The sequence below is a fragment of the Sulfurimonas sp. genome (assembly GCF_032250635.1).
Lineage (GTDB): Bacteria > Campylobacterota > Campylobacteria > Campylobacterales > Sulfurimonadaceae > Sulfurimonas.
This window is the reverse complement of record NZ_JAVVFL010000079.1, coordinates 1-9,246: the sequence shown is the minus strand read 5'-3', so window position 1 is coordinate 9,246 and position 9,246 is coordinate 1. Positions and strand designations below refer to the sequence as shown.

Here is a 9,246-nt window from a genome sequence, read left to right as displayed (position 1 = left end):
GAAGCTTTATCTTCACTCATTTGCATCTGAACAGCACTAACCTTAACCATCTTCTACCTCACTAAACGCTTTTAGCTTTTTCCATCTTTGTTCTCTCAAACTTCATCTTGTCTTGAAACTTTTTACTTCTATCTTTTGCGAAAAGCTGCATATCTTCGATCTCATCCATCTCATCAACAATCTCTACACCCAAAAGAGTTTCAATCGCATCTTCAAGTGTAACGACACCGACTGTCTGACCATAGCTGTCATAGACTATAAATAGGTGAGTCTTTCTCTTGACAAAAAGATCTATAAGATGGGGAACAGGTACATTTTCTGAGACCATATGCACTTCATGTGAGATACTCTCTAAAGTCATACTGTCGTTATCTTCATTGCTCTCTTCAAGAATTCTTTGACTAAAAACAATACCCACAACGTCATCAAGAGTCTCTCTGTAGATAGGAATACGAGAGTGAATGTACATGCGGTCATCCTCTACCGCTTCTTCGATTGTTGTTTCTGCCGATAAAGAAAAAACAACACTTCGCGGTGTCATAATGTCTTTTGCTTTAATATTTTTTAATTTTAAAAGATTTTCAATCAGGTCACTCTCTTTACTTAGAATCGTTCCTTCTCTCTCACCCATCGCAACGACTGCCATAATCTCATCACGTGAAAAATTGCTTTGATGCTTTTTGTTTCTTGAAATATAGTTGGTCAAAAATGATGAAAACCATGTAAAAGGCGCGCTGATTGTCATCATAAATGAGATCATATATGCCGATGGAACCAAAAGTTTTTTCCAGTAAAGTGCGCCGATAGTCTTAGGAATAATCTCTGAAAAGTATAAGATAAGAAGCGTTACGACAAAAGCAACCAGCGCTTGCCACTCCTCTCCAAAAAGAATCTGCGCTTGAGCACCGACACCGGCAGCGCCCATTGTATGCGCAAAAGTATTGACCGTTAAAATCGATGAAATTGGTTTGTCAATATTTGATTTTAAACCTTTTAGCTTGTTGACTAACTGTTCATTTTGGTCTTTTGATAAGCTTTCAATATATGAGTTTGTACTTGATAGTAAAACTGCTTCTAAGATTGAGCAGAGAAACGATATGAATATGGCAAGTGAGAGGTAAACAATGAGCAGAGTCACAGAACTGCTCCCATGAAAACGTGGGTAAAACTACGCGAGGCCGGGTCGCTTTGGGTCATTTAAAATTTCCTTTTAATTTTTGCGCAAATTATAGCATATTATAGTTACTGCCTGTTTAAAAAAGCTTAGCTTATATCTGTGTGCAAGCAAACTCAACAGTGCACCGCAAGCCAAATACTCTCTTCATCAGGCTTTGTCCAGGAGACTCTATGCTTTTTATGTGCAGGAATATTGATATAGTCCCCTGCCCTTAGCCTTACCTCATCCTCGTTCAAAAAAGTTATAACCGCCTCTCCTTTGAGTAAAATTACCCACTCATCTCTTCTTTGGTCATACCACTCAAACTCAGGCGTAGCGTGCCCGTAGGAGACAATTCTCTCTATTTTTACCCCGTCTTTTGAGAACAGCTCTTCAAAAAACTCATCATCTGCAGGTTTTGGGATGTTTTCAAAGATGTTTTTACTCATAAAAGCATGCACTCACATATCCGACAACTCTATCAGTGTCTCCGCTAGCATCTGCACTTGTACTATAGTCAAGCAGTTGTGACTTCAAGCCGAATTTTTTTGCACTAAGAAGCACTGCCTCAACACCAATCTTTCCGCATGCCTCACACCCGCTGTGGAGTTTGTCTATATCAATATTCTCAATTGCTTCAAGACAGATATTGTCAAGTCTTGTCGCATTGCTAAGAGAGTGAAAATGGCTTAAGTCGGTACTTATGATAACGCCGCAATCCTTGTTGCTTAAAATATAATCTATGATTTGGCAAAGCTCAGAAGCATCTGCGTATGAGTAGACAATCTCCACTATCTGGGCATCCTCGATATAGTGCTTTATGAATGGAAACTGCACCTCTGTGCTGTGTTCTTGATGCGCTTCTAAAATACATGGAAGATTGAACCTCTCTTTTATTGCCAGATGCAACGAAGCCGAGCTCTCTATATCTCCAAGCGGCGTCTCGTAGGAGCTAAAATCGCAAAGTGATGCTCCATCAAAACCAATCTTATGCGAAGGTCCCATAACGACAAACTTCTTTACTCTACTTTGGCGCAAAACTCTATATGCTATATTTGCGCTGTAGCCGGAGTAGATATACCCTGCATGAGGGACTATCGCAACTCTTGATTTTAACTGCGGAAGACTCTTTTTTTCATCATAAACAGTGCTAAAGTGTTCAAAATATCTCTCTATCTCAACCGCTCTTCCCGGATAAAAAGCACCGCTCACGCTCATCTTTCTTTTCATCTTAAACTCCTGCTTTTGTTGCTACTCCAATGGAGGTATCTTCTCAAAATCTTCGTTTATTGCCTTAACTCTATACCTGTAAATGTCTGGATGCTCCTCATATACCAAAGGAGTGAGTCCGGCTTTCATGCTAAGATGCTCCAAAAAGACTTTTGGCGACTGTAACTCTTTCCAAACTTGAGGCAGAAATGTTCCCTGATACCCTTTGTGTTTAAAGATAAGACCGTCCAACTGAGGCTCTACTTTTGTAAGCAGATCCGCAAAATCTTCATACTCCAAAATTTCAGGCTCACTAAGAACAGAAACTTCTATATTGATATGTGAAAGCTCTTTTTCGTTAAGCGGATGAAATCTCGGATCTTTAAATGCGGCAGATTTTGCATTTTGAAAAACATCTTCATAAAGTGAACGATGCGCAACCAAGGAGCCTATGCATCCTCTTAGATGATGGTCGTACTCCAGTGTTACAAATGTAGCGGCACTATTTTTCAAAAAGGGGTACTTCTGTAAGAGCTTTACTTTGTCAAAATCATATGCGCTGCTAAACTCTTCAAGTATGGCATGTTTTGCGATTTGTAATAAAACAGCATCTATCATTAAAGCCCCTTTTTATTTAATCAATCGTCCATTTTACAACTTTAAACTTTATAAAATAATAAACACTTTTTTCAGATTAACCTACTATCTCTTTTAATGCATCTTCAAATTTTTCATAATGGAACTCAAAGCCGTTCTCACGCAGCTTTGTAGGGTATACCTCTTTTGAGTCAAGAACCACATGCGCGCCCTCTCCAAAAATCAACTTTATTAAAAAGGCTGGAACACAAAAAAATGTCGGTCGCTTTAGCACCTTGCCCAAAATCTTTGTCTGCTCTATGTTCGAGATAGGGTAAGGCGCGGTAAAATTTACAGAACTGCTAATAGCAGGTGTTTTTATAATAAAATCAATAGCTCTTAGGAGATCTTCTATATGTATCCATGAGACCATCTGAGTGCCATCTCCAAGCTTTCCTCCGACTCCCATCTTAAAAGGAGGCAGTATCTTATCCATAGCGCCACCCTCTTTGGCAAAAATAACGCCAAACCTCATCGTCACGACCCTTACGTCAAAGGCTTTGGCTTTTTCTGCCTCCGTTTCCCACTCCAAACAAAGAGCGGAGAGGAAATCATCAGCATACTTTTTGGAGTTGTCGTCATGCGCTATATTTGACTCATAGATTCCAACCGCTGAAGCACTCAAAAAAAGCTTAGGCTTCTCTTTGCAAACAGCGATAGCATCGACTAGTTTTTTTGTAGTTTCAATGCGGCTGCTGCGAAGCTTTTTTTTATAACTCTCACTCCATGGAGCCAAAATAGTAGTACCGCTTAGATTGATTAGAACATCACACTTCTCAAGCTGCTCTGCTATATTCTCCACGGAGGTGTCTTCGCGTACCCTCAAGCCCACTATCTCATTGTGATTTGGATTGAAGAACTCTTCAAGTTTTGAGCCGACCAACCCACTTTTTCCGCAAATAGCTATCTTAAGCTTGTTCCCTATCGCCATCTAAAACTCCTTGAGGTTATACATCTGCTTTGATTATATGTTTAAGTTAATAAAAAAGTCCTTATAACTGATGTTGCGCACTAAAGTTCCAAAAGCACCGTATCTCTTCTTGTGGCTTCAAACTTCTTGCATCCGCTCTCAAAAGCTCCGCTCTCGCCTATTAGGATGCACTTGTGTTTTGCCCTCGTAACAGCGGTATAAATGAGCTTTGTATTGTGCATAATGTAGTGTGAAAAACTCATAGGAATGACGACAATGTCATACTCCATCCCTTGTACTTTATGGACGGTTAGCGCATAGGAGAGCATCAGATGTGACTTCAACTCTTCGTACTCATAAACTACAACAACATCCTCATTCGGGTAAAAGACTGCCACTTGTTCATCCTCCTCTTCTATCTTGAAAAGAAGTCCGCTCATCCCGTTAAATATGCGCCTGATTGCCGAATCTTCGCCGTTTTTATACCCCTCACCGCTCCACGAAGTCATGTTTTCATTTTTGGTGTGAACAACCTTGTCCATAAGCCTAAACTCTACACCGCCCTTTTTTACGCACTTTTTGGGGTTTGGGTTGAAATAGTCCTGCAAGACACTGTTTAAGTTGTTTACGCCAAGAGTTCCGCCCTTCATGGGAGTAATAACCTGAAAATAGTTCAGATACTCTTTAATCTGCTTATTGTTAAGTCTGTACCTTGCTTTTTCGATTGATTCAACAACCTTGTGGGCTATCTCGGCAACTATTTGCGCGGAGTTATTTTCTCTCATATCCTGCAGCTCTTTTTGAGAGAGTTGGTTTTTCAAAACATAATAGTTCTGCATGGAAACATCCAAAAACTCAAAATCTTCATATGTTTTTCTATACTCGGGAACAATCCCCTCCCGTATATCGTTTGCGATAACCGTTATGGCTTTGTCTTCACTCTGTCTGTAGATTTTTGTAAGCTTTACAATGGGTGCAAGCTCCAATGTCAAAACATCGCTCAGTACATTCCCCGCACCGATGGGAGGGAGCTGCGCATCATCTCCTACGATAATCAAGATGGCATTTTTATCTATTTTTGAAACCAGCCTTGCAAAGAGAGAGGAGTTTATCATGGATGCTTCATCTATTAAAACAACCGAGTAGGGAAAGTTGTCCCTGTCTTCAAACTTAACAAGCAGACTCTGGATAGTTGCGCTCTCATAACCCGTCGTATCGGCGATGCGCTGCGAAGCTATACCGCTAAGAGCACATGTCATTATCTCTTTTTTGTCATATTTTATATTGAGCAAATCCAGAACTGTTTTAGAAGTCGTACTCTTCCCCGTTCCGGCATAACCTACCAAAAAGAGTATGGAAGCACCATCGTTTATCTTCTTCACCGCCTCTTTTTGCTGCTCTCCCAACTGAAGCTCTTTCTCTTTTAAAAACTCGTCAATATTTTTTACAAACCCGTCGTTTTGCAGCTTTGCTCTTCTTTTAAACTCATCATATAAATATTTCTCTGCATCATAAAGTCGCGCAGGAGAGACACGATTGTTTTTCATCAAAACAATGCTCCCCTCACTAACGCGCTCAATCAAAATCGCCTCATAAAGATGGTTTTTGTCACTAAATAAAAGAAGTTCATTAAGCTCGCTAAAGAGTATCTCTTTTGCCACACATGAGTTGCCCTGCTGCTCGCAGTAGTTAAGCAGTACATAATCCATTGCCGAACCTATACGGTTTTCATCGCTTGGATTTACCCCCATCTTAAGGGCGAGTTCATCGGCACGTTTGAAGCCTATTGAGTTTATGGAGGTTAAAACGTAAGGATTGTTTTTTATCTTTGCACATGGCTCTTCAACATCTCTCATGGCAGTTGCAATAGTTGTTAAAAATGCGGGAGAAACATCATAAGGGCTTAAGAACTCCCCTATTTCACGCATGGAACGAAACTTTTTCCACGAAGCCTGAATCTTCTTCAGCCTCTTCTCTTTGATACCGCTAAACTCTAAAAGCCTCTCTATATCGTTGTCTAAAACCTCGACAAGCCCCTCGTTTCCGAAATGCTCTATAAGCTCAGCCGTCAGCTTCTTTGTAAACCCCTTTACGATTTTGTTGAGAAAGAAAAAGAGTTCGTTTTGGTTCACTTTTATCTGCTCAAACTTAAAAGTTTTGCCATACTTTTTATGCTCTTCCCAGTGCCCCTTAAGAGTCACAGCAGAATCCTTAAGATGTGAAACAGCACTCTCAAAGTAAGAGCCGCTAACCTTTTCACCGCCCTTCAAAACGGCTATAAAAAAAGCCTCTTCTTCAAAAAGGATTTTGTCAATCTGACCTATTATGGTTTCATTCAATATTTAGACCTGAACGAATATCATCGATTGTAAAAACATCCTGTTTATCACTTGCTAATTCAAAAGCTATTACCTCATTAAATGTAGTATCTTTTAAATATTGTTGATTAAGAAGTAAATTTTTAAATGCTTCTTTTGTATCTTTTCCTTTTGAAAACCCTATTACTTGCATATTCTCAATATCTGGCACATCCGATTCGCTATCTGGCTGAAACGTAAACCCTTCAAATGTTACAAATATATATTTTTTATCTATAATACTATTTTTCAAACTGCACATCCTAGTTAAGTTTATATTTTCCACGAGCCGTAAAGCTTAGATACTCTTTATCTCTTAAGACTTGAAGCTGTTGCCTGATTTTTGCTTGAACATTATTGTTGTCTGGATGCTTGAGCTTAAGATAAGTTTCAAATTGATAAATATCATGAAGAGTAAAATCTTTTCTATCAAGTTTTTCAATACATTTTAAAATATCAAGTATCCAACCTTTGGATTTAATATTGTGAGACTCTTTTAAAAAACTTGTTTTATTCCACTCTTCTAAAATTTTATCTTTACTTTGTATCTTGGAATCTTTGACATAAAATATTTTACCGCTATTTGGAATAGTATCAAGAAGGATATTGCATCCTACCCAACCCGCTCTTCTAGCTGTTGAAGAGAGCGGGTTTCGCTTTTCAATGATTTCTGGAATAAAAAAATGTTTTGGAATAACTATAAAATTAGAGATATCAAGAGTATTTTTATCATAATTTAAAAAGAAGAAGTTTGGATTTGATTCACTTTGCAGGCGTTCAATCATCGTAGCATAAGCACCATCGACAATTTTTTTACCAATTTTGTCTTTTTTACTTTTGAGTTCATAATCTTCACTGCATTTAGGACAATAAAAATCAGCAACAGGCTTATTATTTTCATATTCACATATACTGCTGCCGCAGTTGGGACAGTATATAAATTCATTGACCCAATTTTCTGTTAAGACTCGTATTTTTTGTGAGTTGCTATGGTAAATATCCGCTTTTGCTGAGTAAAGATTTAAGCTCATTAATTTACCATTTTAAACATAATCTTTACGCCTTAACCCTCTTGTTTCTATCAACTTCCTGCGCTTTGTATAGCTCTGCGCAGCCTCGTGAGAGTTCGCGGATTTTTAGGATGTAGTTTTGGCGTTCTGTTTGGCTGATGGCTTTTCTGGCATCTAGTACGTTAAAAGTGTTTGCCGCCATCATGCATAGGTCGTACGCGGGAAGAGGAAGCCCTGCTTCTATGGTTTTTAGGCACTCCTCACTTTTTGCGTTAAACTCTGCAAATAACATCGCCGTATCTGCTACTTCAAAGTTGTACTTGCTAAACTCTATCTCAGCCTCTTTGTGAACATCGCGGTAGAGTGTTTTTCCATGCTCATTTTCGCCCCAAACGATGTCAAAAACAGTGTCCACTCCTTGCAGATACATAGCAAGTCTCTCTGTTCCGTAGGTTATCTCAACTGCTACAGGACTGCACTCTATGCCGCCTACTTGTTGAAAATATGTAAACTGTGTCACTTCCATACCGTTAAGCCAAACTTCCCAGCCAAGACCCCATGCACCGAGTGTCGGTGATTCCCAGTTATCTTCTACAAATCGGATATCATGGTTTTTTACGTCAAGTCCGAGATACTCTAACGACTTTAGGTAAAGCTCTTGAATGTTGTCCGGTGATGGCTTGATGAGCGCTTGAAACTGGTAGTAGCTCCCTAAACGGTTTGGATTTTCGCCATATCTTCCATCCGTTGGACGGCGAGATGGTGCCACATAAGCAACAGACCACGGAGTAGAATCTAGTGAGCGCAAAAAAGTAGCCGGATGAAATGTTCCTGCACCAGCAGGAATGTCGTAGGGTTGTACTATATTGCACCCCTGCTTCATCCAAAATTCTTGTAGTTTTAGTAACATGGAGCTAAAAGTTATCATGAGTGCCTCTTGTAAATAGTTGCGCCATTATAACAAAGCAATACTTTACTTTTTTGAAATTTCCTCTTTAAGCGCTTTATGCATCATCTGATATGTAGAGCGGTTAAAAAGATATGCTTTTGCTCCAAAAAGAGTGTCAAACATAATTTTCCAGAGTGTAGAAAAGTTATCATCATCTCTTTTGTCACAGAGCTTTTTTTGCATCTTTAGCTCAAGCTCTGCCAAAGCTTTTGCATGGAGTGCATACTCTTTGATAATCTCATAATCAACACCCACGCTTTTAAATTTCTCTATAAGCCTTACAATCGAGAGCTCTTTTTGCGTAAAATCGTCCTCTGCTAGAGGCAGCAAAAGACCATCCCTTAAAAGTTCTTCCAAAAACTCTGCATCAACACTAAAAAGTTCTATAAACCCCTCTTTTGTGTAATGCTTTGCATCTTTAGGAATACTGCCTAGAGTCTGCATCAAAGGCGCTATCATTGAAGAGGAGCTGGAAAATGATTGGTTTTTATTTTGTAGTATCTCTTTTATTTGCTCGTTTGAGCTTCCCACCTCCTGCTTCATGTACTTTATATATTCCAAAAGCTCAATATGTTCATTGCCGTATCTATGAACGTTAGACTTCAGCTTTTTTGCTTCTGGTAGCAAGCCTTCTCTTATATAGTATAAAACTGTTGATTTTGGAACATTTGTTTTCGCAACTAACTCAGATATTTTGTACTCCATAGTAAGTCCTATTAATATTATTATAAGAATTATACCCTATAATTCAAAACGTTAAGTACCACTTAACGTTTTAGAAATGCTAAAAGGATTAATATGCCTCGTAAAATACCTTGGTGGGTTGGCGGTCTTTTGATGGCTCTGCTATTTTTTTTCACTTTTTCTGTTTGGGGTGCAAATCGTCCGATAGGTGCATCTACCGGTATGTCTTATATTTCAAATATGATTTTTGGTTTAGAACCACAAAACTATGAGTATGCTGCAATCATAGAAACAAGCGGTGCATGGGAAGGCGTTATGCTGATTGGTGTTTTTTT

10 protein-coding genes and 1 pseudogene are annotated in these 9,246 nt (G+C 39.0%); 1 reads left to right on the top strand and 10 read right to left on the bottom strand.

Going from position 1 to position 9,246, the window contains the following annotated elements; genetic code table 11:
- Positions 1-61: 61 nt before the first annotated feature.
- From RQ763_RS06165 to RQ763_RS06120, 10 genes are all read right to left on the bottom strand, one after another.
- On the bottom strand, positions 62-1,138 hold the full coding sequence (locus RQ763_RS06165) for a hemolysin family protein (RefSeq protein WP_314151794.1): 1,077 nt from the start codon (positions 1,136-1,138) through the stop codon (positions 62-64).
- A 152-nt stretch (positions 1,139-1,290) separates the two neighbouring features.
- Positions 1,291-1,605, bottom strand: a complete 315-nt coding sequence (locus RQ763_RS06160; protein ID WP_314151793.1) for a cupin domain-containing protein — start codon at positions 1,603-1,605, stop codon at positions 1,291-1,293.
- Positions 1,598-2,386, bottom strand: coding sequence for an AmmeMemoRadiSam system protein B (amrB, locus tag RQ763_RS06155; RefSeq protein ID WP_314151791.1), 789 nt, complete (start codon positions 2,384-2,386; stop codon positions 1,598-1,600). The genes RQ763_RS06160 and amrB overlap by 8 nt, the downstream gene beginning before the upstream one ends.
- 21 nt (positions 2,387-2,407) lie before the next feature.
- Positions 2,408-2,983, bottom strand: coding sequence for an AmmeMemoRadiSam system protein A (gene amrA / locus RQ763_RS06150; RefSeq protein WP_314151790.1), 576 nt, complete (start codon positions 2,981-2,983; stop codon positions 2,408-2,410).
- Between the two features lie 76 nt (positions 2,984-3,059).
- Positions 3,060-3,932, bottom strand: a complete 873-nt coding sequence (locus RQ763_RS06145; protein ID WP_314151789.1) for a TIGR01777 family oxidoreductase — start codon at positions 3,930-3,932, stop codon at positions 3,060-3,062.
- Positions 3,933-4,012: 80 nt separating this feature from the next.
- On the bottom strand, positions 4,013-6,250 hold the full coding sequence (locus tag RQ763_RS06140; protein WP_314151787.1) for an AAA family ATPase: 2,238 nt from the start codon (positions 6,248-6,250) through the stop codon (positions 4,013-4,015).
- Positions 6,243-6,521 (bottom strand): hypothetical protein, encoded by a 279-nt coding sequence (locus RQ763_RS06135; protein ID WP_314151786.1) that lies wholly within the window; start codon positions 6,519-6,521, stop codon positions 6,243-6,245. Before RQ763_RS06135 ends, RQ763_RS06140 begins: the two co-directional genes overlap by 8 nt.
- 10 nt (positions 6,522-6,531) lie before the next feature.
- Positions 6,532-7,299 carry a DpnI domain-containing protein gene (locus tag RQ763_RS06130; protein ID WP_314151785.1) on the bottom strand — a complete coding sequence of 256 codons (768 nt, stop codon included), beginning with the start codon at positions 7,297-7,299 and terminating at the stop codon, positions 6,532-6,534.
- A gap of 25 nt (positions 7,300-7,324) precedes the next feature.
- Positions 7,325-8,206: a glycine--tRNA ligase subunit alpha gene (glyQ, locus tag RQ763_RS06125; RefSeq protein ID WP_314151784.1), complete on the bottom strand. Its 882-nt coding sequence runs from the start codon at positions 8,204-8,206 to the stop codon at positions 7,325-7,327.
- Between the two features lie 45 nt (positions 8,207-8,251).
- On the bottom strand, positions 8,252-8,932 hold the full coding sequence (locus RQ763_RS06120; protein ID WP_314151783.1) for a MerR family transcriptional regulator: 681 nt from the start codon (positions 8,930-8,932) through the stop codon (positions 8,252-8,254).
- A 93-nt stretch (positions 8,933-9,025) separates the two neighbouring features.
- Here RQ763_RS06120 and RQ763_RS06115 point away from each other — a divergent pair.
- Positions 9,026-9,246, top strand: a pseudogene (locus tag RQ763_RS06115) (hypothetical protein); the annotation flags it as partial.

Bases quoted from the DNA above. Each gene is read 5' to 3' on its own strand.
- glyQ (WP_314151784.1), bottom strand. From the start codon at position 8,206: ATGATAACTTTTAGCTCCATGTTACTAAAACTACAAGAATTTTGGATG.
- amrB (WP_314151791.1), bottom strand. From the start codon at position 2,386: ATGAAAAGAAAGATGAGCGTGAGCGGTGCTTTTTATCCGGGAAGAGCG.
- RQ763_RS06160 (WP_314151793.1), bottom strand. From the start codon at position 1,605: ATGAGTAAAAACATCTTTGAAAACATCCCAAAACCTGCAGATGATGAG.
- RQ763_RS06145 (WP_314151789.1), bottom strand. From the start codon at position 3,932: ATGGCGATAGGGAACAAGCTTAAGATAGCTATTTGCGGAAAAAGTGGG.
- RQ763_RS06120 (WP_314151783.1), bottom strand. From the start codon at position 8,932: ATGGAGTACAAAATATCTGAGTTAGTTGCGAAAACAAATGTTCCAAAA.
- RQ763_RS06130 (WP_314151785.1), bottom strand. From the start codon at position 7,299: ATGAGCTTAAATCTTTACTCAGCAAAAGCGGATATTTACCATAGCAAC.
- amrA (WP_314151790.1), bottom strand. From the start codon at position 2,983: ATGATAGATGCTGTTTTATTACAAATCGCAAAACATGCCATACTTGAA.